Source organism: Pseudomonas mandelii (assembly GCF_006438925.1).
In the GTDB taxonomy this organism is placed as follows: Bacteria; Pseudomonadota; Gammaproteobacteria; order Pseudomonadales; family Pseudomonadaceae; genus Aquipseudomonas; species Aquipseudomonas mandelii_C.
Genome location: NZ_RCZA01000007.1, coordinates 40,470 through 65,297 on the forward strand (window position 1 = coordinate 40,470; position 24,828 = coordinate 65,297).

The following is a 24,828-nucleotide window of genomic DNA, read 5'->3' on the forward strand; positions in this document are numbered from 1 at the left end:
GCCAGGCGTCTTTTGCGTGGTGCGGGTGAACGGAGGGTCAGGACGCGGGCGCGTACACCTCTTTACCGGCGAAGAAGGTCTTCAGGACCTTGGTGTCGAACAGTTCGTCATCGCTGACCTTGAAGACATCACGGTCGAGGATGATCAGATCGGCCTGTTTGCCAGGTGTCAGCGAACCAATCTGCTGCTCCAGGCGCAGGGCCTTGGCGGCATTGAGCGTGTAGGCGTAGAACATGGTCTGGCGATCGATGCTTTCCTTGGCATTCAACACACCCAGCGGCCCTTTGCGCGTGCTGGCCTGAGCGATGGCGTTCCATGGATTGGGGCTGGACACCGGCCAGTCACTGCCACCGGCGATGACCGCACCGGCGTTATGCAGGGACTTGGCGGGATACTGATAACCGTAGGCAAATGCACTGATATAGGGTTTGACGAGCTCGACGGTGTAACTCTCGCCGGTGGCCCACAGCAATTGCATGGAAGCGATCACGCCAAGTTGCTTGAAGCGCGGAAACTCTTTCGGGTTGACCAATTGCAGGTGACTGATGCTATGAGCCACCGGTGTCGGGTTGAGTTTGCGCGCGTAGGCAAAACCATTGAGTGATTCACGCACCGCACGGTCGCCGACCGCATGCATGTGCACAATCCAGTCACGCTTCTCTGCTGCCACGACCAACTCACCGAAGTGCGCGGGGTCGATCAGCAATTGACCGTTCTTTTGGCTGTTCTTGAAGGGAACGATGACCGCGGCGGTCTGCCCCGGAAACTCGAGAACGCCGTCAGCGAAGACCTTGATGCCAGGAAAACTCAGGTTGGGTACGCCCTCGAATTTCTTCATCACCTTGGCCAGCACTTCCAGGTCGGCCGGCCGGCTTTTCGGGTTGGCCAACAGCAGCGCGGCGACGTGGGCATTGAGCTCGCCCTTCTCTGCCAGTTCGCGGTAAAGCGGCAGCACGCCGTAACTCTGCTCGGTTGCCTTGAAATCGAACAACGAATCGCCACTGCCGGCATTCGCCGCCGCGTCCATCCAGGCGGTGACGCCGTATTGATTGTTGACCCTTACTGCCTCGCGGGCGGCTTTCAACATGACCTCGTCGCTGGGCGCGGGGATCTGGCTGCGTACCTGGTCCCAGCGCGACTCGGCAAAATATCCATTGGGGGTGAAATCCCCGTCGTGCCCCACAAAGCTGCGATCCTGTTCCGAGAGTCCTTTTACCAATGTCGCGTCGATTTTCAGACGCTTGAGCATGGCGTTGTTGGCCCAGCCGGTGTGGCCGTCGATCCCGCTGAGGACCACCGGTTGATCCACCCAGCGTCCCTGATTGAAGCGCTGGCCCAGCTCACGGCTTTTGTCCCAATAGGCCGAACTGACCCCGGCGATGCTGATCACGTCACCGGCCCGCGCAATGCCCGCCTGATCCTGTTCGATAATCCACTGTTCAAGCGCCGGCAATGGCTTGACCTCGTCGAGCAGGTTGGCCCCCATGCTGTTGAAGGCGGCAACCACCGGGTGGCTGTGGGGTATCAATCATTCCCGGCATCAGCACCTTGCCCGCCAGATCGATCCGTTGCGTGCCGGTGTCGGCCAGGGCGTTGATCTCGGCATTACTGCCCACTTTGAGAATCTTGCCGTCTTGCACGGCCACCGCCTGGACCAGTCCCTGACCGGGTTCGGCGGTGAAGACCTTGCCGTTGAACAACACCAGGTCAGCGGCGGCCATGGCTTGCACCGAAGAAAAAGCCAGGGCTGCGGCCAACAGGTTTGGAATAAATCGCTGCATCGGAACACTCTCTTGTTTTTATTGGGCTGGGCGGGCGGCTGATGCCTGGGACAACGCCTTCGGATCAAGGTCAACGAACGGCGCCTTGGCCCATACGACCTGGCCGCCCACGACCGTCAGCAGCACGTCATTGCGGGCCAACTCCTCCTCGGGCACCTGCATGAAGTTCTTGTCCAGAACGATCAAGTCGGCGAACTTGCCCACCTCGACTGAGCCGACCACAGCGTCCAGTTTCAGCTGCTCGGCAGCGTTCATGGTGATGGTGCGCAGCACTTCAGAGCGCGACAGCGCCGGGGCGGCATTCAGCCTCCCCGCATACTTGGGGCCGTAGCTGTGCGGGTTCAGCGGATCGCCTGAGCGGGTAACACCGATCTTCAGCGCCAGGAACTCGTCGAGCGGGTCGACGGGCCAGTCGCTGCCATACGCAACGCGGCCGCCGGCACGAGCGATGCTGCCGGAAGGCTCCATGCGGGCAAATCGCGTAGCCCCCAAATGCTCGTTGGTACCGTCGACCGTAGAGGGTGCCTGCTGGGCCCACTGGAAAGACATATTGGCGGTCACGTCGAGCGCCTTGAAGCGCGCGTAGTCGGCAGGGTCCACCGACTCGTTGTGAGTAATGGTCGGGCGGAAGCCATTGCCAGGCAGTTGCTGGCGCACGTATTCGATGCCGTTCAGTGAGTCACGGACCGCGCGATCTCCGGTGGCGTGAAGGTGCGGATCGAGGCCGGCCTGAACGGCCTTCAGCAGCAGCGGGTTGAGCACTTGCGGCGGGAAGTAAAGCTCACCGGTGTTCTTGCCGGGTGTCCACTTCGGCGCCGTATCGGTGCCGGCGTTGTGCAGGTACGGCGTCAACATGGCACCAGTGTCCGCCGGCGCATTGATGATGCCGTCCATGAACAATTTGACGTGGCGCATGCTCACGCCCGGCGCCGGTTTCGCTTCGCCCTGGTCGTAAGTGGTGGCCAGTGCCTTGGCCTCGGCGATGGTTTTGTCCGGATCGGCAGCGGCGGCCGCAGGGTCAAGTTTGATCGCCAACAAGGCCCGGGCCGTCAGCTCACCCGATTGCTGCAGGGTGGTAAACGCTTTGCCGTTTTCCGGCCCCGACAAGGCATCGAAGAAACTGGTGATGCCTTGCTGGCGCATGGCGTCGAGCGCCGCGCGGGTCTGATTGAGTTTCTCGGCGTCGGTGGCGGGCGGCACCACGGCGGCCATGGCCTCGGCGGCTCCGTCTTCGCAGATGCCGTTCGGGTTGCCGGCGCTGTCGCGCACGTACTTGCCATCGCCGGGATTGGCCGTTTGCTTGTTGATGCCGGCCACTTGCAGACCGCGCGAGTTGGTCAGCACCGTATGGAAGTCGGTGGAACGGACTTGAATCGGACGGTTGGTCTTGAGCGCGTCCAGTGTCGACTTGTCGGGATCGCCGTCGAGTCCGGTCATGCCAATGCGGTCCCAGCTGCCCACTTCGAGCCAGACATCGGGGCCTTTGTCCTTGTCGGCATCCAGGCACGCCTGAATGGTTTCCTGGAAAACCTTGCGGGTCATCGTCTGGTATTTCAGGTCGCACAAGGTCATGGCGCGACCGCCGTCTCCCGGATGCATGTGTGCATCAATGAAGCCCGGCATAACCATGCGGCCGGTCAGATCGATCAGCTGTGTCTGCGTGCCGATGTAAGAGGAAACCCCTGCATCACTGCCGACATAAACGATCTTCCCGCCCGTGACGGCGATCGCCTGCTGCACGGAATTCTTGCCGTCGACGGTGTAGACATAGCCGTTGCGCATGACCATGTCGGCGCCTGTCGAAGCGTGTGTCTGACACCCGACCAGCGCCACACAGGAAAATGCCGTTGTCGCGGCAACGGCGATAAATAGCCTGGAAAATTTCAACTGCCTCACCTCTGTTTTTATAGTTTTGGAAGTGGCCCGAACGGACGGCCGCAAGCCCCTGATATGCAGGGCATACCCTATAGAGCGCGGCGGTCGGATGGACCTCCACAAATGAGGAGGGGTAAGGCAAATACCGGTCAGTTGAGCAGCAACGCATACTTTGTAGCAGCTGCGTTGTGGCTTAAGTCGCTGCGCTTAATTACGACGTGCAGTTTGCGCAAGCGAAGTCGGCGAACGCAGGGCAGAACCCAGTTCCACTTTGCTCTTCACGCCGAGCTGCAAGTAGCAGTTGCGCAGATAGGTGCGCACTGTGGCCGGACTCAGTGCAAGGATTTTGGCAATTTCCTTATAGGAATGGCCGGCGGCGAACAGCATCGCCGCCGTGCGCTCGCGTGGCGCCAGCACTGCCCCGTGCGACTGTGTTTCGAGTGACAGGATGACGTGCTCGGCGTTGGGGCTAAGCGTCATTGCAGTGCGACCCAGGCGAATCACGCAGGGCGCCTTTTGCAGTTGTGCGATGACATCAAAGGGAAGCATTGAACCGCTCCACCCGGGCAACTCCCGCTGAATGACGGCGCACAGACTTGCGCCCACATACAGCAGACTGCCGTCCATCCGGGCGACCCCGAAGTCACTCGCCCCGTTGCCCGTGTCGCAGCGAATCATGTCCTGCACCTGGAACCGCCACAGCTGCAACAGATGGTCGCAGAACGCCGAAAACAATCCGTCCTCACTGTCATTGAACGCACAAGCATCACCGCCACGGTAGAGACAGACGAAGAACATCAAGCCGCTTTCGGGTAACTCGAAGGTGATGCACATCACGTGGTAGAGGTCGTGGCGCCGAGCGAACGCGTCCACTTCTTCATTAGGGTCGGTGAACCCGCTGTCGCGCACCACCTCACCGGGTCGACTCAAGGTGTCATGGGAGAATTTGTCGTCACCCGCACTCTTGTGCCATTCGGTGGCAAACGATTCGGGCAGATTGATTCGCCCGTGCATCCAGCTTTTGGGAGGCGCATTGACGCCTGACGCAGACATCTCGCCCCACCATGCCGAAGCGAAGGGCACCAGTTGGCTAAATGCCTGCAGGCCGTCGGCAATAAATTGGGAGGCGCCGCGATCTCGGGCAAGGCGCCCCAGGTGCAACACGCAACGATTGAACGCTGTCAGCGTGGCCATCGACGCCTTGGCGCCGACCTCATCACCCTCCTCCATTGTTTTTATCCTGTTTACTACATGGCGTATTTTTTAGACGATGCCATAGGCGCGGTTATGGCGTCCAGCGAGCGGTGTTGTTGCGGGAGAATTCTGGTGACTGGCAGCTTTTGGCAATAGCGCCGGAAGGCCACGCCGTGCGCAAACGGATCGCCGCTCGCTGTCGTACGGTTTACTCCGGCTGTCAGCAAGAATGACCCAAATGCGCTATTTCCGCTAAACCGACCCAAGGGCAGGCACAACACCGTCTAATCTGAATAGAACACGACCACAAACATGCCTCTAGCCTCTTGATACAGGGGAGATGGGATGACCGGAAAAACTGCGCGCCACTGCTCGTCATGGGTCCTGCTCTCCCTGCTCGCCATTAACCTGGCGCTGACAGCGGGATGTGCAGGCAAAGCTGCCACGGCTCGCTATTCGGCCTCAAACATAGGCGACAGCTGCTATGCAAAAGCGCTACCCACCGCCGGCGAGGGCGGCCTGGCTTGGGGCTCCAGCTTGAACATGGCACGCAAAAAATCCCTGGACAATTGCATACGCTATGCCGGCCGATCCGGTGGCACGCCCGATACCTGCAAAGTGGTGATGGCGGAGTGCAAAAATTAATAGAGCGGCAGTGAAGCGGATCGTTCGGTTCGCGGTCAACCACTTGACCGAACGCCAGTCGCGTCATGACCGAAGGCATCTGACTAACACGCCAATTGCCAGAGCCAACAAACATTTCTTGAGCAGCATGATGCACCTCCGCTTGGAGTTGCGCAGTCATCTCCGTATCGAATGCAATGTCCAGTGAATTCCCGGCCGCCCATTGGAGCGGCCAGCCAACCGGCACGGCCATAAATCTGCAGCAATAACGAGCAACTGCGGTTTCCGTACGATCCCTCAGAGCCAGCTGCACATTATTGATAGCTACCCGGTACCGAGGATTTTTGTGCACCGACACTGCCCGCCCTACCGGCAACTGCAAGTGCCACGCAACAAGCCAGTAACGAGAATGCGGCGAATGCGCCCATCACATGTAGATAAGGCAACACGTGATTCCAGGCTCGAGCCACCCCCAGGAAAGCGGCGAATAGCCAACCGCTCATGGAAAGCGCACCCAACAAGGCGAGCCGCGTGCGGCCTGCACTGCGCAGTGCGACGAATGGAGCCTTTTGCAGCAACGGGAAGCCGACTCGATGCAGTAATGCACCGTTGAGGCTAAGCAGCGCGACGACAGTTACCTTGGCCCAGAGTTTCTGATTGAGCAGATACGCGTCGCCTTCATTGAGATAACCCTGAAGCACCAGCAACAGTCCGCTTACCCAAAGGGCCAGCAGTGCGAGGCTGACGATCCTCTGAGTTTCATCAAGGTACTCAAGCCTCGCCTGGTCCAGTATTTCCTTGCGCCAACTCCAAAGCTTGTGATCCGCCTGCAACACCCTCCCCAGGGCAATACACGTAGCGAGCAGATGACCGTATACGAGAAGCATTTTGAGCATTGCCTTGACCTTATTATTGTTTTGGCGCTGCGTTCCCTGCTTCGCTTAATTGAAAACGAATGATACAAATTTGCAATTGCATTTTCAAGATGAGCATTCATTCCTAGGCTGGCACCGACCGCGACACAACTGTCGCGACAGACAGCAAAAGGCCCAGAAGCAGCCATTCACTGATTCAAGCCCCTTTGCAAAGTCACTTCCGACAGATCGTCTTCCTGACGTCGATCTGATTTGGTTTGCTCGATACATATGGATAACCGTATATTCGGATAACCACATGTCTTGAAGACGCCTCCATGCTGAACCCTGCCGCCGTATTCAAATGCCTGTCCGACGAAACTCGCACGCGGGCCACCTTGTTGATCACCCGTGAGGGGGAGTTATGCGTTTGCGAACTGGTCTGCGCCCTGAATGACAGTCAGCCCAAAATCTCCCGCCACCTCGCGCAGCTCCGGGCATGTGGCCTGCTGCTAGACCGCCGTCAGGGTCAGTGGGTGTATTACCGGCTCAACCCCGAACTGCCAAAGTGGGTTCGCACCCTTCTTGAGACAACCCTGGAAGCCAACGCCGACTGGCTTGAGGACAATTGCGCTCGACTCGAAGCGATGGGCGACCGCCCTCTCAACACTGCCGCCTGCTGCTGACCCATCACTCGTCGAGACTGCTCATGTTTACTGCGTTCGCCATTTTTCTCGTCACCATTGTGTTGGTCATTTGGCAGCCCAAGGGACTGGGTGTCGGCTGGAGCGCCTCCTTGGGGGCTGCTCTTGCACTGATTGCAGGCGTCGTGACGCTGGACGATATTCCACTGGTGTGGGGCATTGTCTGGAACGCCACCGCTACGTTTATCGCGGTCATCATCATTAGTTTGTTGCTTGATGAAGCAGGCTTCTTTCAGTGGGCCGCACTGCATGTGGCACGTTGGGCCAAGGGCGATGGTCGTCGCCTGTTCGCTTTCACGGTGCTACTGGGCGCAGCCGTTTCCGCCCTGTTTGCCAATGACGGTGCGGCGCTGATATTGACCCCCATCGTAATTTCAATACTGCTCGCATTACGCTTTTCGCCCGCGTCTACCCTGGCGTTTGTCATGGCGGCGGGCTTTATTGCCGACACGGCCAGCCTGCCCCTGGTGGTGTCGAATCTCGTCAATATCGTTTCAGCCGACTACTTCGGCCTGGGTTTCAGCGAGTACGCTTCGGTCATGGTCCCGGTCAATTTCGTTGCCGTAGGCGCCACTCTGGGGGTGCTGTATTGGTTTTTCCGTCGTGACATACCCGAACGTTATTCACTGGATGACCTACAAGATCCACGACGTGCCGTGCGAGACCCGCTGACGTTTCGCGTCGGCTGGATTGTTCTGGGTTTGTTGCTGATTGGGTTGTTTGCGCTGGAGCCTCTGGGCATTCCGATCAGTGTCATTGCGGCTGTCTGCGCCGCGATGCTGTTCGCCGTTGCGGCGCGTGGGCATGTGATTTCAACCCGACGTGTGTTGCGTGAAGCGCCATGGCAGGTCGTAACCTTTTCGCTAGGCATGTACCTGGTGGTTTATGGGCTGAAAAACGCTGGCCTGACAACCTATCTGACGGTAGCCCTGAACTACTTTGCCGAATTCGGCATCTGGGGCGCCGCGTTGGGGACTGGTTTTCTCACGGCGTTGCTGTCATCCGGCATGAACAACATGCCTACGGTGTTGGTGGGTGCGCTGTCGATTCAGGCCAGTGACGCCACCGGCGTGGTGCGTGAGGCCATGATCTACGCCAATGTCATCGGCTCCGATCTGGGCCCGAAAATCACGCCTATCGGTAGCCTGGCAACACTGCTCTGGCTGCACGTTCTGGAGCGCAAGGGCATCCGCATCACCTGGGGTTCTTACTTCAAGGTGGGTGTCGTTCTGACGCTGCCGATTCTGTTCATCACCTTATCTGCCCTGGCCTTGCGCCTGGGCGTTTAGCACTTGCCCGTCTGGAAAGAGGAGTCGCCATGCGCGTTCTGTTCATGTGTACCGCCAATAGCTGTCGCAGCATTTTGTCCGAAGCGATGTTCAATCATCTCGCACCGCAAGGCTTCCAGGCGATCAGCGCCGGCAGCTTCCCCAAAGGACAGGTTCTGCCGCGCAGCCTGACCACGTTGCAAGAGGCCGGGATTGCGATCGACGGGTTAAGCAGCAAAGGCAACGACGCCTTCGAGGCCAACCCGCCGGACATTGTCATCACCGTCTGCGACAAGGCCGCCGGTGAGGCGTGCCCGGTCTACTTCGGGCCGGCTTTGAAGGCCCATTGGGGATTGGAGGATCCATCAGAGGTGAAGGGTGATGAGACCGTCGTCGCCGCTGCATTCCACTCGACGCTTGCGCGCATCGAAACGCGCTGCCGGGCGTTCCTCGCCCTGCCCTTCGCCCAACTTGATCGCGATGCACTGAAACGCGAACTCGACCGCATCAGCACCCTGTAACTGGAGCCCCCTATGACCCACTCACTGCCTAATCTCGACGCGTCATTGATTCAGTCCATTGCCAGTGACGACGGCCAACACAAGCCAAGAATCCTGTTGCTGTACGGGTCGACCCGCGCACGGTCATTCAGTCGGTTGCTGGTCGAAGAAGCAGCCCGTCTGCTCGAACACTTTGGTGCAGAGACGCGGATCTTCAATCCATCGGGACTACCGCTACCGGATGACGCACCCAACGATCACCCGAAAGTTCAGGAATTGCTTGAGCTGATGCAATGGTCTGAAGGACAGGTCTGGTGTTCGCCCGAGCGCCACGGCTCAATGTCTGCCGTATTCAAGGCGCAGATTGACTGGGTGCCGCTGGCCCTGGGCGCCGTTCGCCCGACCCAAGGAAAAACGCTCGCCGTCATGCAGGTCAGCGGCGGTTCCCAATCCTTTAACGTGGTGAATCAGCTTCGCGTGCTGGGACGCTGGATGCGTATGTTCACGATCCCTAATCAATCTTCCGTGCCGAAGGCTTATCTGGAGTTTGACGAAGGCAACCGCATGAAACCGTCCTCGCTGTATGACCGGGTGGTAGACGTCATGGAAGAACTGGTGAAGTTCACGCTGCTGCTGCGCGAGCGCCCGGACCTGGTTGATCGCTACTCCGAACGCAAGGAGTCAGCGGAAGAACTGACTCAGCGGGTGAATCAACGGTCGATTTGAAAGCTGGGATGAAGCCAGTAAAGCGTCTGCGATCCACCCGCACTTGTCCTATCCTTCTATCCAACCAACAACTCCGGTCACCGATATGCCCGCCCCCGAATCCACCCTCCTCGACAGCTGGCACCACAACGCCCAATCCTGGATCGAAGCCATCCGCACCGGCGCCATCGAAAGCCGCCTCAAGGTCACCGACCAGGCAATCCTGCTGGCGGTGCTGGGCCGCCAGCCCGAGCGCGTGCTCGACCTGGGCTGCGGCGAGGGCTGGTTGTTGCGTGCGCTGGCTGAACGGGGCATCGAGGCGGTCGGTGTGGATGGCGATGCAACGCTGGTCGAGGCGGCGCGGGCGGCGGGCTCTGCGCAGGTGCATCTGGCGAGCTATGAAGCGTTGGTGGAAGCGAAGGTGGACATCGGCCGCGACTATGACCTGATCTGCGCCAACTTCGCGCTGCTGCACCAGGACATCATCCCTCTGCTCGCGGCCATGAACGCCCTGCTCGCCCCGGGCGGCGCGCTGGTGATCCAGACGCTGCATCCGTGGACCGCGGCCGCGGGCGACTATCAGGATGGTTGGCGGGAAGAGACCTTCACTGGGTTCAAGGGGCAATGGCAACCCATGCCGTGGTATTTCCGCTCCTTGTCCAGTTGGCTCATTGCGCTGGACATGGCCGGTTTTCAGCTGGCCGCCCTGCAGGAGCCGCAGCACCCGCAAAGTCCTGTGCCACAGTCATTGCTGTTGGTGGCCGAGCAGCGGGGCTCGCTACTCTTCAGTAATTCCCTTCCCTCACCAACCGCCTGACCTCAGCCTGTATGGCATAAGCCGGCGCCTCCACAGCATTGAAATCCTGTGTATACCGCTGGGCAAATCCATCTACCCCCCATTCCTGATACTGCTGCACATGCTTTAATTCGTGAGCCCAGAGCGCGACGTCCTGCTCTGCGGATTGAGCGTCCCGGAAGAGGATGATGTCGATCAGCGTCACGGCACCGACATCGGGGTTTTGCAGCATGGCATTGGCGGCGCTGAATTGGCCGTTGTCGCTCACTTTGTAGCTCGCGGCGTCGAGGACGCTGGGGTCGTACCAGCGCAGCAGTTGTTCCCGGATGTGCGGTGGAATGGGTTGGATGCCGGCGCTGGCTGCTTCAGCGCGGGCTTGGGTCAGCCACAGCGTCAGGGCAGGTGCCGCGATCTGGTAGATACCATCAGGCACCAGGTCTGGTAGGCAGATGCAGCCGTCCAGGCACACTTGTTTCTCGCCAGGTGGGCAGGCGTTGGTCTGGGCTGACACGTCAAGAGTCAGGCAAAGAACAAACAGCGCCACCAGGCGCGTGGTGATGGGCGACATTGGGCGCTCCAGGGACGGACGCAGCGCGAACAGTGGGTCACAGTTAATCGACGATCCGCATGGCTTTAGCGTAGTCCCGAACGAAGCGCCCCCAAGATAATCGCAGGAAGCAACAAACCCCACAGATGCCTCGCATTTATGAGATACAGGCGCCCACTCAAGCATGATAGCCAGAGGCAGCTTTCGTCCAAGGCGTACCAACAAAAGCCCCGCACTTCAACCGAAGGCGGGGCTTTTGATCTGGCTGGCGTCACTTCACACCGGTTACATCGCGGTATGGAAAATCTGCTCGATCTCGTCCTGATTCGCAGGACGCGGATTGGTAAAGCCGCAGGCATCCTTCATGGCATTGGTTGCCAGGATCGGGATATCGTCGGCCTTGGCGCCCAGTTCGGCGAGGCCGCTCGGAATACCGACATCCGAAGACAGTTTACGGATGGCGGTGATGGCCGCGGCGGCGCCTTTTTCCGCATCCAGATGCTGGGTGTCGACACCCATTGCGTTGGCGATGTCTTTAAACCGGGCCGGGCATACGCTGGCGTTGAAGCTGGCGACATGGGGCAGCAGGATCGCATTGCAGACGCCGTGGGGCAGGTCGTAGAACCCACCCAGTTGGTGCGCCATGGCGTGGACATAGCCCAGCGAAGCATTGTTGAAGGCCATGCCGGCAAGAAATTGAGCGTAGGCCATATTTTCCCGGGCTGTCATGTCGTCACCCTGGGCAACGGCAGTGCGCAGGTTGGCCGAGATCAATTCCACGGCCTTAAGTGCACAGGCATCGGTGATCGGCGTTGCCGCAGTCGACACGTAGGCTTCGATAGCGTGGGTCAGCGCGTCCATGCCGGTGGCGGCGGTCAGGCCTTTGGGCATGCCCGCCATCAGCGAAGGATCGTTGACCGACAACAGTGGGGTGACGTTACGGTCGACGATGGCCATTTTCACGTGCCGGACTTCGTCGGTAATGATGCAGAAACGGGTCATTTCACTCGCCGTGCCGGCGGTGGTATTGATCGCGATCAACGGCATCTGTGGCTTGGCGGATTGATCCACGCCTTCGTAATCACTGATGTGCCCGCCGTTGGCGGCGCACAGAGCAATGCCTTTGGCGCAGTCATGGGGTGAACCGCCGCCCAGGGAAATAATGAAATCACAGTCGCTGCGACCCAGCAGCTCAAGGCCTTTCTCGACATTGCTGACCGTCGGATTCGGTTTGGCGCCATCAAACAGGGTGGAGTTGATGTCCTGCTGGGCCAGAAGGCTGGCTACCTTGGCGGCCACGCCGGCTTTGGCCAGGCCTGCATCAGTGACGATCAAGGCTTTACGGAAACCATATTTGCGGATTGCGAGCATCGCTTCGTCGAGACTGCCAATGCCCATCATGTTCACGGATGGAATGAAGAAGGTGCTGCTCATGATAAATCCTCTTTTATTCTGGAAACCCGGAAATCAGGTGAGGTCTTCTACTCATATCGCAGGCTGTGAGGCGGGTCTGATTGTCATCATTGACGACGTTCAGCGGGAGACGTGCTACATCAAGTGTTCAGGCGAACAGTGTTTTAAGATGCAGAGGTGAATGGGCCATCGCAGCCGGTATCTTTTGATCATGGGATTAACCCTAAACCTATGACGCCAGACTGGAATGGTCCTTTAGCTTTCATTGGCACCTCCTTTAGTACTGGGAGGTAATGCGCAGGACACTCAGAAACTCAACCGTGCACCAGGTAGGCTCCTGACGGAACCCGATATCGCAGCTTCTTGCATTTGCCGGGTTTGGGCTGATGCCCGGGCGGGCGATCAGGAAACCAGATTCGGCATTTACCCGGAGGCGGCCAATGGCCGCGGGGAATCTCAACCTCATCGTACGCGGGCTCTGGCTCGACGGAAGCCACTGGCAATTCTCCTTCGGGCCGTGGCCTGCCAGCCGTCGGCGAATCCGATACCCTCTCTGCCTTTGCGCTAGCGAAGTTGCCAGCGTTGAGTTGTTCAGCAGCGGCCATTTCTGCTTCGCGGCGCTTTTGAGCATCCTCTTCGAGCCCCTTCTGTACGGCGACCAGGTCCTCTTTGGCGTTGGGTGAGGTACTCGAAGCCTTGGCCTGCTGCGCCGCCTGGATCAATTGGAAGTTGCGGTTGCGTAACTCGACGTTGCGACCAACCCGCATGTTCGAGCGCGCCGCCAACGTTTCCGCCTGCTGGTACTGCCCCTGCTGAAGACGCAACACACCAAGGTAATGCAGCGTCGCGGGATTGTTCGGCTGGATATGCAGGGCACGCTCCAGCGTGGCAGCGGCTTGATCCAACTGGCCATTTTCATACTGCCGCGAGGCGGTTTCGATTAGCGTGGTTGATGCGCTGTTACTTTGCGAGGGCGCCTTTCGCTCGGCAGCAACCGAGCAAAGCGACGCGACGGCGCAGAACACCAGGATGAGACCCGGCAGAAAACTCTTGGTTGGCATCAGGGGGGCGGACTCGGCTGATCTAGGACGGCACTGCCATAAACAGGCCACCAGCGCTGCTCGGCATCGCCGATACAGGGCCCCTGTTGACCTGGCCAGTACCCTTAAGTTCCCGCTGCAACGGCCACTGCCGAAGGCGTGGAATCCGCAGCCTGCTCACGCGGATTGTCTGCGCCAGGTGCCGGGTGATGTGCCGAACTGGCGTTTGAATGCGCGACTGAACGCGGCTTCGGATTCGTAGCCAACCGCAAAGCCAATTTGCGCCACATTACCGCGACCTTCGAGCAGGTGTTGAGCCGCCACATGCATACGCCAGAGCGTCAGGTATTGCATCGGTGGCTGTCCGACCAATGCCGTGAATCGCTCCGCGAATACCGAGCGCGACATGCCCACTTCAAGCGCCAGGGCTTCTGCCGTCCAGCCCTCGGTTGGACGAGCATGGAGCAGCGCCAGTGCGCGCCCGACATGCGGATCTCGCAAACCCGCCAGCCACCCGCGCCGCTCAGCCGGGAGGCTCGCGACATACTGGCTGATGGCTTCGACGAACAGCAATTCGGATAGCTTGGCAATGACCGTAGCCGAGCCGACTCGCCCCGCCGCAATCTCACTGACAGCGAAACGGAATGAGCTTTCAATCCAGGCTCCCGAAGCCGTCGCGCGGACATCTAACTTCAATAAGGAAGGCAGCGACGAAAGCAGCGGACTGAACGGTGTTTCAGAGCCGAGGAATCCGCACAATAACTGTGTGGCCTCGCCGCCCCCGCCGTACTTGATTCTTGAAATGCCGCCGACTTCCGGCAGCTGAATAACTTCGCGCCCCGACATGGGCGCAATGCTTAGGTCACTGCCAAAAGTATGAACGTCATTGCGAGGAAGCAGAATGAGTTCGCCTGCCCGCACGTCGAGGGTGGCGCCATCGTCGATTCGTAATTGCATGTGCCCCGCGGCGACAAAATGCGACGCAATGACATGTCGAGGTGCCGCCAGGAACGGTTTGCAATCGTCTGCTGAGATTCTTCCGCTGATGCACCAGGGCGCAGTGAACTCCGCCTCGAGGAAGACCCCTCCAGACAGCCGAATCACACGCAAGACATCAGAAAGCGCATCCAACAATTGCCAGCCCTCCTTTCCGGAGTCCGGAGCATGTAATCAGGCGCACTGGTCATTCGCCGCCTGAACTGCAAGGCCTAGATTAGCACCAACGCGGACTCGGTGATCGAAGCTGTCCCAAGAGGCTTAACCCATGCTCATTGGCTCCGACGTTAACCGTAATGGCCCCTTCCAACTCGACCAGGGAAGCAGGAGATCGATATGAACACCGTCGCTACCATAACCAGCTCAGATTCGGGCAACGCCGCCCGTTATGCTCAACTTGTCAGATCATCGAAAAAAGCGGAATGGCAGATCGATCGCGATTTGCTACAGGAGCGCAGCTTCGACTTCTCGCGCAAATTCTTGCCCGACGGACTATCGCGGATCGACCGCCTGACCTTTCTTACTGCGGACGAGGCGCGCCTGCTTAGCCAGATTCAGGGCCGAACCTATGCGTATATCTTTGGCCTGGTCGAGCGTTTTATCAGTGCCAAAATGCTCGATCAAGGCCGAGCCCATGTGTTTGACGATCAGCTCGCACTCGAAGCGCTGGTGCGCTTTTCCAACGACGAGATCAAGCACCAGGAGCTGTTCCGGCGCATGGAGACAATGATTGGTTCGCAATTGCCAGCCGGATATCGCCAGGTTGCCGATCCAAACGATGTGGCGCGCTCGGTACTTGAGGCCAGTACCTGGTCGGTGCTGGCGCTGACCTGTCATATCGAGCTGTTTGTTCAGGCGCACTACACGCAAAGCATCGCCCCGCGGGAGGAGTTGTGCCCACTGTTCAAGGATGTCTTCAAATTTCACTGGAAGGATGAAAGCCGGCACGTCGTACTCGATGAGCTGGAGTGGAAGGCGGAACACGCAAAACTCTCGCCAGCCGAGCACGAGCAGGCAGTGAGCGATCTGATTGCGCTGGTGGCAGCCGTCGACGCAATCCTGCAGGCACAATCGGCGTCCGATGCCGACTACTTTATTCGAAATGTTTCACGATCGTTCAGTGTCGATGAGACAGCGCAAATCAAAGCCTGCGTGCTGAGCGCCTACCGCTGGCAATACATTATTTCGGGCGTGCAGCATCCACACTTTGGCCGGCTGCTTACGCGCATGACAACACCCGCACAGATGTCCAGGATTCAGGCCGCACTGGCACCCATCATGAGCAATTGATCGACAGGGGCGACCGACCGCGCGTCGGTCGCGCGACAGTGGGATGACGTGCCGAAAATGATTGATTGAGGATGGCAGCCATGACGATTCCGATGTGGATGCTGCTTGGATTTGCGACCTGGACTTTACTGTTGTTGATGGCAACCGTCGGGGTGTATCGCTGGGTCAGAATCCTGTTCTCGAATGTTCCGATTGCTTCTTTCCGAAGCGATCAGCTCGAAGGCGAGGATTGGTATCAGCGCGGGACAAGAGCACACGCAAACTGTGTGGAAAATCTGCCGGTCTTTGGCGTCATCGTGTTCGTGATTTCAGCCCTTGGTGTCGACGGCCCTGCAGTGAGCTACTTGTCCATAATCGTCCTGATCGCTCGCGTGTGCCAGTCTCTGGTTCACGTATCCCATGTGCAAACCGATACGTTCGTGGCGGTTCGGTTTACCTTCTTTTGCGTGCAGTTGGTCTGTTTTCTAGCGCTCATTGTTATAGCCGCTTGTTACGGCACCTGAATACTCAAATAGATCATCGGCACAGCGCGCCCGTCGATCACCGAAGGGCGCGCTGCTGTAGCACAGTTCTGGACGTACAACGTTGGCTATTTAAGCAGTGGCTCCCTAGAACTTTTCCCTATTTATCTGTCTATGTGGATAGGCACATCCGCTCGGTAAGCGCGAACCCGCAGGCTTCCCGCAGCCAGATGGCCACACGTCCGATTGTCTATCAGAGGTTGTCTTCGCTCATGAAATTTCATGACCCACGGATGGTGCTCTTCGGCCTGTTCGCCGCGTTCGCGGCAGTGGGCTCGGCATCAGCAACACAGATGAAGACCTCAACCCCTGTTTTCGCAACAGAAGTCACAGCCGTTGAGGCTCCTGCCCAGGCCGCCGGCAACCCTTGGCCGACCTTGGCCAGTATGGCCGGCAAGCAGCCAGGGCCGTTGCTTGCCCATGACGACCGATACTGGCGTGACGGCCGTTGGCACGATCGTAGAGACGATTGGCGCCGAGACGACTGGCGTAGAGACCAGTGGCGTAGAGAGCAAGCCCGCCGAGAAGCCGAACGCGATCGTGATTGGGACCGCCACCAGGATCGGGCCATGCGGCACCGCTACGAGGACGATCCCCGCTACTATCGTCGCTAGGCGCAGACGATGTCCGGACTAGACTCGCTCATCCTGTAGCCCTGCCATACTGTTCAGCATGACCCGTGCAACCTTCCGCTTCTACGAGGAGCTCAACGATTTCCTGCCGGCCGAACGGCGGCGGCAGTCATTCACTTGCGAGTGCGCACGAGGGGCGACGGTCAAGCACATGATCGAGGCGCTCGGGATACCGCACACGGAGGTCGAATTGGTGCTGCTCAACGGCGAGTCGGTGGGCCTCGAGCGGGTGATCTTCGACGGTGACCGGCTGGCGGTGTATCCCAAGTTCGAAGCGCTGGACATCAGCCCGCTGCTAAAGGTTCGTGCGCATCCTTTACGGGTGCTGCGCTTCGTCGCTGATGCGCACCTGGGCGGGCTGGCCAGCCTGCTGCGCATGAGCGGCTTCGACACCCTCTACGACAATGGCTTCGAGGATGGCGAGATCGCCGAGATCGCTGCGCAGCAAGGACGCATCGTGCTAACCCGCGACCGCGATCTGCTCAAGCGGCGAATCATCAGCCACGGCTGTTACGTGCATGCCCTGAAACCGTCGCTGCAGCTGCGCGAATTGTACGAGCGCCTCGACCTGGCGCGTAGCGCGCGACCATTCAGCCTGTGCCTTCATTGCAACCTGCCGCTGCGCGAGATCAGCCCGGAACTGGCCCGGCCGCAGGTGCCGCCAAGCGTTGGCGCCCTCTATTCGCACTTCTTGCGCTGCGACGCCTGCCAGCGGATTTACTGGGAGGGTTCGCACTGGCGCGGCATGTGTGCACTGCTGGCCCCTCTGCTGGACCGATAGCCGAGCGCATCGACTTTTTCGTACAAACCCTGGTCCGGGCTCAAGCCAGCAGCTCGGTGATCCACCGAGCCTGCCGGGTGATTTCTTGCACCTTCTCCTCGGGCACGGCCTGCCGCGCACGGGCGAAGTGAGTCAGGGTCTTCTGCTTCTCGCGCAGTATGCGCTGCCACTTGATCAGGAACGCCGGGCTGCGTGCCTGCATCTGCAGCGGGCCGAAGTAAAGCTCCTCGGCGGTGTACATCACCGGCCCGGCGCGCTCGGCGACGATGATTTCGTAGTCGAAGCGATTTTCCCGCAGCAGTTCCTCGCAGAGGATGCGGTAGCCATTTTCCATCAGCCATTGGCGCAATGGCTGCTCGCCGCCGTTAGGCTGCAGAATCAGGCGCTCCTGGCCGCTCAGACGCGCCTTGCCGCTGTCGAGGATGTCGCGGATCGTCTCGCCGCCCATGCCGCAGATGCTGATCGCCGTGATCCCGTCACCCGGTTCGATCGCCGCCAGGCCATTGGCCAGGCGCACGGTGATCCGCAGGTCTTGGTCGTTCTCGCGCACGGTGCGTTCGGCCGAGCGGAACGGCGTCAATGCCAGCTCGCCGGCCACCGCCGCCGAGATGGCGCCACGGCGCATCAACGCCACCGGCAGGTAGCCATGATCCGAGCCGATATCGGCCAGGCGAGCACCTGCTGGCACATGCGCCGCCACGCGCTCCAGGCGCATGGACAATGTCTGTTCGTTCAACTGCAGTTCCTTTTTCGGTGTCCGCATCAGGTCGATATCAGCAGGTCGCGAAAGGCGCAAGCACGTATCCCGGCGATAAGCGGACAGAGCGTTCCAGAGCCGGCCTCCAATACCAACCAAAGCTATCTGTAATATTGCCGTACCCACGTTGAGAGAAATCCCCCATGAATGGGCTGTATTACCCGCATCCTGTTTCAACTTTTTTGATGGAGAACCAGCCACAGAATCAGGCTGCCTCGCCGGCGGGGAATTATAGGCTGTTTAGTTTTTTGGCATAGAGAATGCTGTGAGTTCACTAGCGCATTAATTGAGAGTTTGAAGCGCTGTTACCACTGGAAAAACAACTTTCCTGGGGCACTCCCTATACATGCAACCGTTGCCTCGAAAAACACCTGCGCCACAGATCAGGCGCGCATTGCTAGCCCTTCTGAGGAGTCACTTTGATGCGCGTCGAGCCGCTAATCCTCACGCTGGTACTCATTCTTTTCATTTTTGCGATAGGGGCAGCCTGGAGTCTTTTCAGCTTGTTCAGCAGTTAAAAGTCAGTGGGAAGGAGTTGCGCGACAGTCATTCGCTGATAATCCGTCGAAGACCGCATTTGGCCAATTTGGATCGCTGCCTGTTGCTCTAGATCCATAAGCGTCCGGCAAACACGTCCAGGCAAAGCAAAACGGACCGCAAGCGTACTTTGTGTCTGGCGGGACTGGTGCATGGATGGACAGGCGGGGGGACAGAAACGACAAGCCCCGCAATTTGCAGGGCCTGTCTGCTTAAGCGTGTTGCATGTGTTTGATATGTCGCTTGACTGCGGTTAGCGAATCACCAGCCTCTTTGACAGCAGATCTGATCTCATCCTTGGACGCCCCAAATTTTTCAGCCCAATACTTGAGTTCTGTGCTGTCTTGGATGTTGATTCTGATCGCGTCGGTGCCTCGCATAGGCCTTCGCTTTTCCATCGGACTCTCCATGTCATGTTTAGGGTGCAAAACCAGAATAGCCAGTTCAGAAAGGCCGCGTTGGTTTTTGTGAAAATCCCGTGAATTATGCGAAGAGCGGTATGCGCCTTGGGGTCTCGTGCTTGCGCACTAAACCGGGTGCCGCACAAGCGGCAGTAGTTCTGTAATTTCACTCGCCCGCTGCGTCGGCAGACGCGTCAGCACGTCCTTCAAATAAGCATACGGATCATGCCCGTTGAGGCGCGCAGACTGGATCAAGCTCATGATCGCCGCCCGCAGTTTCAAGGCTTGATCTGGCCCTGATTGGCGCACAAAGAGCCCAGCCCGAGCAGCAGGGCCGAACGCTTGGGTTTCAGGTACGACTCAATCTGCGTCAGAGTGCAAGGCGCCAGGGCTTGCAATGCCGCAGAAAGGGGTTCCTGGACAAACAGCAGGCCCGGCGTACGGGCTACGCTGTTGGCCTGCGACTCGGTGATCGAACTGACGGGCCGCCCCATGTAATAGGCCAGACGAATGTCCGCAGCTCCCAAGCTATAGGCCGGGTAGTTTGGGTACGCGTCGGTGGCGGCCTTTATCTGCGCAAATCCGTCGATCCGATGGGCGAACACCCGCCCTTCAAGACCCAAGTAGAACAGCGTGTATCCCGCCAGTACCACGGCCGGAACAACGCGCAGACTCCAGCGCTGCCAAGGGTGCCGGGCCTGGGTCAGCAGTTGGCTCCAGTGCCAGGCCAACAGCAGGGCGATGGCCGGGTAGATAGGCAACAGGTACTTGGCGTGCTTTTCGGTGAACAGCGAGAACAGCAGCAGTGGCACCAGAATGCAGCACAACAACAGGGTCAGCTGCGGGCTCAGGCGGATGGCGTGCCAGAGTTGCCGCGGCCGCACCAGTAATATCAGCCAGAAGGGAAAGAAATCCCCACCCAGATACAACAGATAGGCATACCAGGCTTCTGCCCCCTGGCCATTGATTTTCTTGACGATGTCCTCGTTGAGGATGACCGACCAGACGCCCCAGCCCTCCTGCATGGACACCGCCAGATACCAGGAAATCCCGACCAGCACCGCAAGCATCCAGCCCCAGCTGTCACACAGAAAAGCTCGGGCCAGACGATCACGGCTGATCAACGCATAGACCAGTATCGGTGCGGTCACCCACAACAGGCAGACCGGCCCCTTGGTCAGCAAGGCACAGCCGAGCAGCCCGTAACTGAGCCAGACCCAGCTGCGACTGCCTTGCGCGAACAGAAAGCGCCATGCACAAAACAGCGCCAGCAGACACAGGCCAGTCAAAGACATTTCTATTTCTGCCCGGCGGGCAAACAGGCTGAACCCGGCATTCGCCGCCAGGAACACCACAGCCAGCAGCGCCACTTGTCGCCCGGCGAATGTACAGGCCTGGCGATACAAGGTCAGACAACACAGCGTCGCAAACAGCGCCGAAGGCAGGCGCACGCTCCATTCGGAGAGGCTGCCCAGCAGTGAGGTGCTGACGAGGGCCAGCCAATAGAACAGCGGCGGTTTGGACAGGTACAGCTCGCCGTTCATGTACGGCAACAGCCATTGGCCAGCCTCGTGCATTTCCCGTGTCGTAACGGCGCGCCGGGCTTCATTGACGCTCAGGAACGGCAAACTTCCCAGTCCCCAGTAAAACAGCAGCAGGAGCAACACCACCACGCCCAGGGTTGGCCAGTCCAGCGCGCGCCGCGCGGCTTGCGTCGGCAGGAATGCCTCGCCTACTGTACTCATACACGCCTTACTCCGTCCCCAAGATGCACCAGAATGCGTGAGTCTGCCCAACGGGTCAGCTCATCGTGTTTTCGTGAACTAATAACAACGTATTGCGCCTTCACGTAAGTTCCAGCAAGTTTCCAACGAAAACGAAGTGTAGCCAAGGCTGTAGAAAAGTCAGCGTACGCGAATCACACCTTGCAACCTTGGGCTTCGCCGACACTACTGCCTGGACAAAAATCATTTGGTGATCATCGCCACAGCTTGCGCCGGGGACGTCAAGGCGGTGTCTATGCTAAATGGGAGCTTCATCCCACGCCTCATACTCATCATCCAGTACAGACCGCCAGGTGGGTGGAGTCAGCCCGGGAATATCAAGTGGCGAGAATGAAGTCTGTGGCAGTGACGGTTGTTGCATCGGCCATACTGCGGTGCCGGTGAGGGTGTTCGCAAAAGCCTATCGATAGAGGCTCTGCATTACTCAACCAAACGATTCAACCCATACAACTGCGACCGCCGATCCCGATGCAAATCATTACGCGCACTGATTCGTTTATTGCGCGCCTCAGCAAGATTCAGCGTCGCCAGCAAAATCTGCTCGCCACCCTGCTCCGCCGGCCCTGCCACAGGGTAGCCATCGGCATCGACGATCACCGAGCCTTGCACCCAACTGACCCCACGTTCATGACCATGCCGATCACACGCGGCGACGAACATTCGGTTGACCGAGGCGTTGGCCTGGACTCGCACAACTTCGGCCGGACGCTCGGTTTGCGGCCGTGGCCCATCGGGCCAATTGACCGGTGCGCACAGCAGGTCTGCGCCGGCCAGCGCCGGGAGTCGCACCCACTCGGGGAATTCCAGGTCGTAGCAAATCAGCATGCCGATCCGTCCATGAACGGTTTCTACAACCGGCGGCGCGTCGTTTCCGGCGCTGAAGATTTCGTTCTCGCCATCCCAGAGGTGCGCCTTGCGGTACACGGCGCGCAGGCCTTGTGCATCGATCATCGCCGCACTGTTGGCCAGTCCATCGCCGTCTAACCGCTCGCAGAATCCACCCACCACGACGATGTTCAATTCCCGGGCCAGCGCCGTCCACAGAAGCAAGGTCGGCCCTTCGACGGTTTCCGCCAGGGACAGGGCTTCGCTGCGGTCGGCAAACAAGTAGCCGCTCTGGACCAGTTCAGGTAGCACCACCACCTGGGCGCCCTGGTAAGCCGCCGAACGCATCGCCCGTTCGGTCAGCTTCCGGTTGTAAGCGAGGTCGCCTATTTTCGGCGCCAGTTGGCAACAAGCCACCACAGTACTTTTTGTGCTGTTCAACGCCCCTCCTCCACAGACTGATGAGCCATGGAAACAATGTCACTCTCAGTAATCGAATCGATAATCCGGCGTTCGTACTCAAGGTCTATCGAACGGCTGAGGAGGTAATAAGTCAGGCCCGAGACCACCAGGCCAACCAGCCAGGCGATATCCACGCCTTCCAGCATCCGCGCCAGCGGCCCGACGAACACCTCTTTGCCGGCCGCCGCATCAAAGATGTAGAAGAACGGCACCATCGCGGCGAAGCCAATCAGATAAGAGACGATGCCGCGAAATTGCCAGGCGCCGTAAATACCCTTTGGCGTGAAGAAATGAGGGATCGCGTAGCGGCCTTTGCGCACGAAGAAGTAGTCCACCAGATTGACCGCGGTCCACGGTACGAGGAAGTACAGGAGCAGCACGAGGAATGTGTTCAACAGCGCGATGCCATCGCCTTTGATCGACAGCACACAGGTCAACAGAATGACGCTGATCGTGGAGATCGACATCACTCGGGCACGAGGTGTCGGTGTGATTTTTTTGATCGAATCCACACCCGTCAGCAACGTCAGCATGGCGCTGTAGGTGTTGAGCGCGATGATCGGCAGAAAGCCTGCCACCGAAACGATCACCAACACATTACCCAGGCCGGGAATCATCGAAGAGCCCACCTGATTCAGCGCCACCAGCGCATCCGCCGCTTTCAACTGCTGCGCAAGCCAGGCCCCGAGGCCGATCATCCAGCCGCCCGACAACGACGCGCCGATGAAAACGGCGGCGATCAGTTTTGGTCGACTGGTGTTTTTCGGTAGGTAACGGGAATAGTCAGAGACATAAGGCGCATAGGAAATGTTGTAGCTCGCGCCAATGGCAAACAGTGTGGCAAAGGCAATCCAGCTGAAACCCAGGTCGGTCGCCTGGGTGACACCCTCCTGCCCCGCACCGAACATCAAGGCGATGGTGACCAGCGCATACAGCGGCAACGTGGCCAGCAACGCCCACTTGAAGGCTTTGTGCATCAGGTCGTGGCCGTAAATCGACAGCAGCGCGCCGATCAGCACCACCGCAATGGCAACGATGGTCGGGTCGATGCCAAACACGTGTTCAAGGCCGTTCATGATCAACGAGATGTTCACCACGTTGAATCCGACGAACACAAACATCGTCGCCATCAAGGCCAGGATCACCCCGCGATAACCAAACTGCGCACGCGACTGGATCATTTGCGGCAGCCCCATTTCCGGACCTTGCGAGCCATGAAACGCCATGAAAATAGTACCGAACATGATGCCCAGCGCACCGGCCAACATCGTCCACAGCGCCGACAAGCCAAGGCTTGGGCCGACAAAACCGATGGAGATGGTGAAGAAGTGGAAGTTGCCTAGAAACCAGAAAGGGCCCTGGCTGCTGAGCTTGGCGTGACGTTCGTTTTCCGGGATGTAATCGATCGAGTGGCCTTCGATGGCCAACCCGCTGCTCGCCTCGATGGCGTGCGCAGATTGAGGGGACCCTGACATATGAGTGTTCCTATGCTGGTGATTGTTGTTTTTATGGGCAAAGCGCCGGTTTCATTGCAATGTAGGGCGTTGATCAGGGCTGTGAAATATCGCAGGCACACTGTTTACATAGATCCACGTCTATGTGAGTGAATATCGCGGGGCACGCATGCTGGGCACTGTATCGGAGCTGGATCTGCGTTTGATCCGGGTATTTCTGACCGTCGTTGAGGCGGGCGGGATCTCGGCCGCGCAAACGGCGCTCAATACCACTCAACCCACCATCAGTGCGCAATTGGCGACACTGGAAGCGCTGGTGGGGTTTCGTCTTTGCGAACGCGGGCGCGGCGGATTCTCGGTGACACCCAAAGGCAGCCAGTTTGTCGAGGCGGCCCGTCGGTTACTGGCGGCTGCCGAGGGGTTCCGGGTTGAAGTCCAGCACATCAATCGCAAGGTGTCGGGCAACATCAACATCGGCCTGCTCGGTCAAATCGATCCGGTTGCCAACAAGAAAATCGCCTTGGCCATTGCGCGATTACGGTCCCGACATGAAGGGCTGTATTTCCATTTCACGGAGCTATCGTCATCGCTGCTGGAAGAGAAAATCATCAACGGCCATATCGATCTGGCGATCGGCTATTTCTGGCACCGCCTGCCCAACATTGATTACTTTGCGTTGTTCCAGGAAACCCAGATCGCCTACTGCGCCCCCACTCATCCGCTGTTCGAGCAAGTGGGCGAGCTGACCCGGGACGACGTCAGCGATTACGATTGGGTATGGCCCAGCCATCCTTTGCCGGAAATGCCGGCGCCCACTTCGATAGAACGCCTGACGGTGCTCACGGACAGCATGGACGGCGCCGCCCTGCTCATTCTGTCAGGCCAGCATTTGGGGTTTCTACCGCAGCACTATGCGGCGAAGCATGAACAACTGGGGCAGTTGCATCCGCTGAATCCTGAGCTGTTGCGCTATGAGGTGGGCTTTCATGCGGCGGTCAGGCATTCGGCGCGTCAGCGGGATTTGGTGAGTGCTTTTTTGACTGAATTGATCGACATTTTCGGAGCCGTGTAAGCGTCAACGGGAGCA

The 24,828-nt window shown here is 58.9% G+C and carries 23 protein-coding genes and 3 pseudogenes; 11 read left to right on the plus strand and 15 right to left on the minus strand.

Going from position 1 to position 24,828, the window contains the following annotated elements:
- Nucleotides 1–37: 37 nt before the first annotated feature.
- The 3 genes and pseudogenes from EAH74_RS17030 to EAH74_RS17040 all read right to left on the minus strand — a co-directional run bounded on the left by EAH74_RS17030 (nucleotide 38) and on the right by EAH74_RS17040 (nucleotide 4,886).
- Nucleotides 38–1,781: pseudogene (locus EAH74_RS17030) on the minus strand (amidohydrolase).
- Between the two features lie 18 nt (nucleotides 1,782–1,799).
- Entirely contained in the window at nucleotides 1,800–3,668 is a 1,869-nt protein-coding gene (locus EAH74_RS17035) for an amidohydrolase (RefSeq protein ID WP_140679967.1), read from the minus strand.
- Nucleotides 3,669–3,863: 195 nt separating this feature from the next.
- Complete coding sequence (locus EAH74_RS17040) at nucleotides 3,864–4,886, minus strand: helix-turn-helix transcriptional regulator (protein WP_140679968.1); 1,023 nt, start codon at nucleotides 4,884–4,886, stop codon at nucleotides 3,864–3,866.
- A gap of 309 nt (nucleotides 4,887–5,195) precedes the next feature.
- Between EAH74_RS17040 and EAH74_RS17045 the strand changes: the two genes are divergently transcribed.
- Nucleotides 5,196–5,495, plus strand: coding sequence for a hypothetical protein (locus EAH74_RS17045; RefSeq protein ID WP_140679969.1), 300 nt, complete (start codon nucleotides 5,196–5,198; stop codon nucleotides 5,493–5,495).
- 293 nt (nucleotides 5,496–5,788) lie between these two features.
- Here the strand turns inward: EAH74_RS17045 and EAH74_RS17050 are convergent, their stop codons facing one another.
- Nucleotides 5,789–6,370: a DUF2214 family protein gene (locus EAH74_RS17050; protein WP_140679970.1), complete on the minus strand. Its 582-nt coding sequence runs from the start codon at nucleotides 6,368–6,370 to the stop codon at nucleotides 5,789–5,791.
- A gap of 296 nt (nucleotides 6,371–6,666) precedes the next feature.
- Between EAH74_RS17050 and EAH74_RS17055 the strand changes: the two genes are divergently transcribed.
- From EAH74_RS17055 to EAH74_RS17075, 5 genes are all read left to right on the plus strand, one after another.
- The gene (locus tag EAH74_RS17055) at nucleotides 6,667–7,014 is read left to right on the plus strand and encodes a metalloregulator ArsR/SmtB family transcription factor (RefSeq protein WP_140679971.1); all 348 of its coding nucleotides are present in this window, start codon (nucleotides 6,667–6,669) and stop codon (nucleotides 7,012–7,014) included.
- A gap of 23 nt (nucleotides 7,015–7,037) precedes the next feature.
- The gene (locus EAH74_RS17060; protein ID WP_140679972.1) at nucleotides 7,038–8,321 is read left to right on the plus strand and encodes an arsenic transporter; all 1,284 of its coding nucleotides are present in this window, start codon (nucleotides 7,038–7,040) and stop codon (nucleotides 8,319–8,321) included.
- Between the two features lie 29 nt (nucleotides 8,322–8,350).
- Entirely contained in the window at nucleotides 8,351–8,821 is a 471-nt protein-coding gene (locus EAH74_RS17065) for an arsenate reductase ArsC (RefSeq protein ID WP_008154752.1), read from the plus strand.
- 12 nt (nucleotides 8,822–8,833) lie between these two features.
- Nucleotides 8,834–9,526 (plus strand): arsenical resistance protein ArsH, encoded by a 693-nt coding sequence (arsH, locus tag EAH74_RS17070; protein WP_140679973.1) that lies wholly within the window; start codon nucleotides 8,834–8,836, stop codon nucleotides 9,524–9,526.
- 85 nt (nucleotides 9,527–9,611) lie between these two features.
- Complete coding sequence (locus EAH74_RS17075) at nucleotides 9,612–10,322, plus strand: class I SAM-dependent methyltransferase (protein ID WP_140679974.1); 711 nt, start codon at nucleotides 9,612–9,614, stop codon at nucleotides 10,320–10,322.
- Here EAH74_RS17075 and EAH74_RS17080 read toward each other — a convergent pair.
- From EAH74_RS17080 to EAH74_RS17100, 4 genes are all read right to left on the minus strand, one after another.
- Complete coding sequence (locus EAH74_RS17080; RefSeq protein WP_140679975.1) at nucleotides 10,291–10,869, minus strand: eCIS core domain-containing protein; 579 nt, start codon at nucleotides 10,867–10,869, stop codon at nucleotides 10,291–10,293. The genes EAH74_RS17075 and EAH74_RS17080 overlap by 32 nt on opposite strands.
- A 264-nt stretch (nucleotides 10,870–11,133) precedes the next feature.
- Entirely contained in the window at nucleotides 11,134–12,282 is a 1,149-nt protein-coding gene (yiaY, locus tag EAH74_RS17085; RefSeq protein WP_140679976.1) for an L-threonine dehydrogenase, read from the minus strand.
- Nucleotides 12,283–12,575: 293 nt separating this feature from the next.
- Nucleotides 12,576–13,322 carry a tetratricopeptide repeat protein gene (locus EAH74_RS17090; protein ID WP_140679977.1) on the minus strand — a complete coding sequence of 249 codons (747 nt, stop codon included), beginning with the start codon at nucleotides 13,320–13,322 and terminating at the stop codon, nucleotides 12,576–12,578.
- Nucleotides 13,323–13,478: 156 nt separating this feature from the next.
- Entirely contained in the window at nucleotides 13,479–14,435 is a 957-nt protein-coding gene (locus EAH74_RS17100) for an AraC family transcriptional regulator (protein WP_140679978.1), read from the minus strand.
- A 198-nt stretch (nucleotides 14,436–14,633) separates the two neighbouring features.
- On the opposite strand from EAH74_RS17100, the gene EAH74_RS17105 reads away from it, so the two are divergent.
- The 4 genes from EAH74_RS17105 (at nucleotide 14,634) to EAH74_RS17120 (ending at nucleotide 17,521) form a co-directional block, all read left to right on the plus strand.
- Complete coding sequence (locus EAH74_RS17105) at nucleotides 14,634–15,587, plus strand: diiron oxygenase (protein WP_140679979.1); 954 nt, start codon at nucleotides 14,634–14,636, stop codon at nucleotides 15,585–15,587.
- 80 nt (nucleotides 15,588–15,667) lie between these two features.
- Nucleotides 15,668–16,090: an MAPEG family protein gene (locus EAH74_RS17110; protein WP_140679980.1), complete on the plus strand. Its 423-nt coding sequence runs from the start codon at nucleotides 15,668–15,670 to the stop codon at nucleotides 16,088–16,090.
- Nucleotides 16,091–16,320: 230 nt separating this feature from the next.
- On the plus strand, nucleotides 16,321–16,722 hold the full coding sequence (locus EAH74_RS33375; protein ID WP_140679981.1) for a hypothetical protein: 402 nt from the start codon (nucleotides 16,321–16,323) through the stop codon (nucleotides 16,720–16,722).
- A 58-nt stretch (nucleotides 16,723–16,780) separates the two neighbouring features.
- Nucleotides 16,781–17,521 (plus strand): Mut7-C RNAse domain-containing protein, encoded by a 741-nt coding sequence (locus EAH74_RS17120; protein WP_140679982.1) that lies wholly within the window; start codon nucleotides 16,781–16,783, stop codon nucleotides 17,519–17,521.
- A 40-nt stretch (nucleotides 17,522–17,561) separates the two neighbouring features.
- Here EAH74_RS17120 and EAH74_RS17125 read toward each other — a convergent pair whose 3' ends face one another.
- The 7 genes and pseudogenes from EAH74_RS17125 to EAH74_RS17155 form a co-directional block, all read right to left on the minus strand.
- On the minus strand, nucleotides 17,562–18,257 hold the full coding sequence (locus EAH74_RS17125) for a tRNA (adenine(22)-N(1))-methyltransferase (protein ID WP_345789596.1): 696 nt from the start codon (nucleotides 18,255–18,257) through the stop codon (nucleotides 17,562–17,564).
- 770 nt (nucleotides 18,258–19,027) lie between these two features.
- Complete coding sequence (locus EAH74_RS33890) at nucleotides 19,028–19,225, minus strand: DUF3606 domain-containing protein (RefSeq protein ID WP_430539784.1); 198 nt, start codon at nucleotides 19,223–19,225, stop codon at nucleotides 19,028–19,030.
- Nucleotides 19,226–19,342: 117 nt separating this feature from the next.
- A pseudogene (locus EAH74_RS17135) lies at nucleotides 19,343–19,495 on the minus strand (transposase domain-containing protein); the annotation flags it as partial.
- On the minus strand, nucleotides 19,495–20,961 hold the full coding sequence (locus tag EAH74_RS17140; RefSeq protein ID WP_140679984.1) for an ArnT family glycosyltransferase: 1,467 nt from the start codon (nucleotides 20,959–20,961) through the stop codon (nucleotides 19,495–19,497). The pseudogene EAH74_RS17135 and the gene EAH74_RS17140, both read right to left, overlap by 1 nt.
- A 222-nt stretch (nucleotides 20,962–21,183) precedes the next feature.
- Nucleotides 21,184–21,327, minus strand: a pseudogene (locus EAH74_RS33380) (AAA family ATPase); the annotation flags it as partial.
- A 93-nt stretch (nucleotides 21,328–21,420) separates the two neighbouring features.
- Nucleotides 21,421–22,266 carry a nitrilase family protein gene (locus EAH74_RS17150; protein ID WP_140679986.1) on the minus strand — a complete coding sequence of 282 codons (846 nt, stop codon included), beginning with the start codon at nucleotides 22,264–22,266 and terminating at the stop codon, nucleotides 21,421–21,423.
- Nucleotides 22,263–23,762 carry a purine-cytosine permease family protein gene (locus EAH74_RS17155; RefSeq protein ID WP_140679987.1) on the minus strand — a complete coding sequence of 500 codons (1,500 nt, stop codon included), beginning with the start codon at nucleotides 23,760–23,762 and terminating at the stop codon, nucleotides 22,263–22,265. The genes EAH74_RS17150 and EAH74_RS17155 overlap by 4 nt, the downstream gene beginning before the upstream one ends.
- Nucleotides 23,763–23,910: 148 nt before the next feature.
- Here EAH74_RS17155 and EAH74_RS17160 point away from each other — a divergent pair, with 148 nt between their 5' ends.
- Entirely contained in the window at nucleotides 23,911–24,813 is a 903-nt protein-coding gene (locus EAH74_RS17160) for a LysR family transcriptional regulator (protein WP_140679989.1), read from the plus strand.
- Nucleotides 24,814–24,828: the final 15 nt, after the last annotated feature.

What these genes read in the sequence shown, in the direction of transcription:
- EAH74_RS17060 (WP_140679972.1), top strand. Translation starts at nt 7,038, where the DNA reads ATGTTTACTGCGTTCGCCATTTTTCTCGTCACCATTGTGTTGGTCATT.
- EAH74_RS17105 (WP_140679979.1), top strand. Translation starts at nt 14,634, where the DNA reads ATGAACACCGTCGCTACCATAACCAGCTCAGATTCGGGCAACGCCGCC.
- EAH74_RS17075 (WP_140679974.1), top strand. Translation starts at nt 9,612, where the DNA reads ATGCCCGCCCCCGAATCCACCCTCCTCGACAGCTGGCACCACAACGCC.
- yiaY (WP_140679976.1), bottom strand. Translation starts at nt 12,282, where the DNA reads ATGAGCAGCACCTTCTTCATTCCATCCGTGAACATGATGGGCATTGGC.
- EAH74_RS17065 (WP_008154752.1), top strand. Translation starts at nt 8,351, where the DNA reads ATGCGCGTTCTGTTCATGTGTACCGCCAATAGCTGTCGCAGCATTTTG.
- EAH74_RS17110 (WP_140679980.1), top strand. Translation starts at nt 15,668, where the DNA reads ATGACGATTCCGATGTGGATGCTGCTTGGATTTGCGACCTGGACTTTA.
- EAH74_RS17050 (WP_140679970.1), bottom strand. Translation starts at nt 6,370, where the DNA reads ATGCTCAAAATGCTTCTCGTATACGGTCATCTGCTCGCTACGTGTATT.
- EAH74_RS33890 (WP_430539784.1), bottom strand. Translation starts at nt 19,225, where the DNA reads ATGGAGAGTCCGATGGAAAAGCGAAGGCCTATGCGAGGCACCGACGCG.
- EAH74_RS17090 (WP_140679977.1), bottom strand. Translation starts at nt 13,322, where the DNA reads ATGCCAACCAAGAGTTTTCTGCCGGGTCTCATCCTGGTGTTCTGCGCC.
- EAH74_RS33375 (WP_140679981.1), top strand. Translation starts at nt 16,321, where the DNA reads ATGAAATTTCATGACCCACGGATGGTGCTCTTCGGCCTGTTCGCCGCG.
- EAH74_RS17120 (WP_140679982.1), top strand. Translation starts at nt 16,781, where the DNA reads ATGACCCGTGCAACCTTCCGCTTCTACGAGGAGCTCAACGATTTCCTG.
- EAH74_RS17055 (WP_140679971.1), top strand. Translation starts at nt 6,667, where the DNA reads ATGCTGAACCCTGCCGCCGTATTCAAATGCCTGTCCGACGAAACTCGC.
- EAH74_RS17080 (WP_140679975.1), bottom strand. Translation starts at nt 10,869, where the DNA reads ATGTCGCCCATCACCACGCGCCTGGTGGCGCTGTTTGTTCTTTGCCTG.
- EAH74_RS17040 (WP_140679968.1), bottom strand. Translation starts at nt 4,886, where the DNA reads ATGGAGGAGGGTGATGAGGTCGGCGCCAAGGCGTCGATGGCCACGCTG.
- EAH74_RS17155 (WP_140679987.1), bottom strand. Translation starts at nt 23,762, where the DNA reads ATGTCAGGGTCCCCTCAATCTGCGCACGCCATCGAGGCGAGCAGCGGG.
- arsH (WP_140679973.1), top strand. Translation starts at nt 8,834, where the DNA reads ATGACCCACTCACTGCCTAATCTCGACGCGTCATTGATTCAGTCCATT.
- EAH74_RS17140 (WP_140679984.1), bottom strand. Translation starts at nt 20,961, where the DNA reads ATGAGTACAGTAGGCGAGGCATTCCTGCCGACGCAAGCCGCGCGGCGC.
- EAH74_RS17045 (WP_140679969.1), top strand. Translation starts at nt 5,196, where the DNA reads ATGACCGGAAAAACTGCGCGCCACTGCTCGTCATGGGTCCTGCTCTCC.
- EAH74_RS17160 (WP_140679989.1), top strand. Translation starts at nt 23,911, where the DNA reads ATGCTGGGCACTGTATCGGAGCTGGATCTGCGTTTGATCCGGGTATTT.